The following is a 1,197-nucleotide window of genomic DNA, read 5'->3' as shown; positions in this document are numbered from 1 at the left end:
GGCATGAGCATTTCTATACTGGGATCCGGCGCCTTCGGCACAGCTTTGGCAATCTCATTGGCAGGCAAAGGCCCTGTGACCCTGTGGGCGCGCAACGCGATGAAAGCTCAGGCGATGCAGGATAGCCGCCGCAACGGGACCCGGCTGCCGGACGTTGAACTGCCCAAGAACCTTTTGATCACTTCCGACATTATGAAAGCCTGCGAATCCGGCGTCCTGCTGCTGGCGGTACCGATGCAAACGCTGCGTGGTGCCTTGGAACAGCACAAGGATCACCTGACCGGAAAGACGCTTGTCGCTTGCTGTAAAGGGATCGAGCTGGACTCTGGCCTCGGCCCGGTAGCGGTCATCCAGGAAGTTCTCCCGGGTACCTGTTCAGCGCTGCTGACGGGGCCGAGCTTTGCCGCGGATATAGCGCGCGGGCTGCCAACCGCACTAACCCTTGCCTGCAACGATCCAGCGCAAGGCAAGGCATTGCAGGAGCAGCTGACTACGGCCAACCTGCGGCTCTACCGCACCACGGACACCATTGGAGCCGAAATCGGCGGCGCTTTGAAAAACGTGATGGCAATTGCCTGTGGAGCGGTCATTGGGGCCGGGCTGGGCGACAGTGCCCGCGCCGCACTAATGACGCGCGGGTATGCCGAAATGCAGCGTTTGGCACTGGCTTGTGGAGCAAAATCAGAGACATTGGCCGGGCTTTCCGGCTTTGGCGATTTGACGTTGACCTGCAGTTCCGACCTGTCCCGCAACTACCGTCTTGGACTTTCCATTGGCCGGGAGGAGGATTTCGATTCCACCATCACGGTCGAAGGGGCAGCCACAGCACGGGCAGTTGCAGAGCAGGCCCAGAGGATGGCTCTGGATATGCCGGTCACACTCACGGTAACCAATTTGCTCGATCAGCGCTTGACGATTGGCGAAGCAGCGGCACATTTGCTTAAAAGACCATTAAAAGAGGAATAAAATGCTCATCGCATTGATCGCTCGTGACAAACCCGGCCATTTGCAGACCCGGCTGGACAACCGTGACGCCCATCTAGCCTATATCAACGACACCGGCGCCGTAGCGCAGGCAGGCCCGCTGCTGGATCAGAATGGCAATATGGCCGGATCTCTGGTTATTCTGGATGTCGAAGACATGGCAGCGGGTGAGACCTGGGCGGCAAACGACCCTTACAACAAGGCCGGCCTCTT

Annotated in this window: 2 protein-coding genes; both read left to right on the top strand. The window is 59.0% G+C overall.

Annotated features, from left to right (window positions below; translation table 11 throughout):
* Positions 1 to 3: 3 nt before the first annotated feature.
* Positions 4 to 966: an NAD(P)H-dependent glycerol-3-phosphate dehydrogenase gene (locus tag A2I95_RS40125; protein ID WP_291737907.1), complete on the top strand. Its 963-nt coding sequence runs from the start codon at positions 4 to 6 to the stop codon at positions 964 to 966.
* 1 nt (position 967) lies between these two features.
* Positions 968 to 1,197, top strand: a 230-nt coding sequence (locus A2I95_RS40120) for a YciI family protein (protein WP_291737906.1), incomplete at its 3' end; no start/stop codon positions are given.

Source organism: Leisingera sp. F5 (genome assembly GCF_001593695.1).
The sequence above is the reverse complement of the archived record's forward strand: the minus strand, read 5'-3'. Positions and strand labels throughout refer to the sequence as shown.

Bases quoted from the DNA above. Each gene is read 5' to 3' on its own strand.
- A2I95_RS40125 (WP_291737907.1), top strand. From the start codon at position 4: ATGAGCATTTCTATACTGGGATCCGGCGCCTTCGGCACAGCTTTGGCA.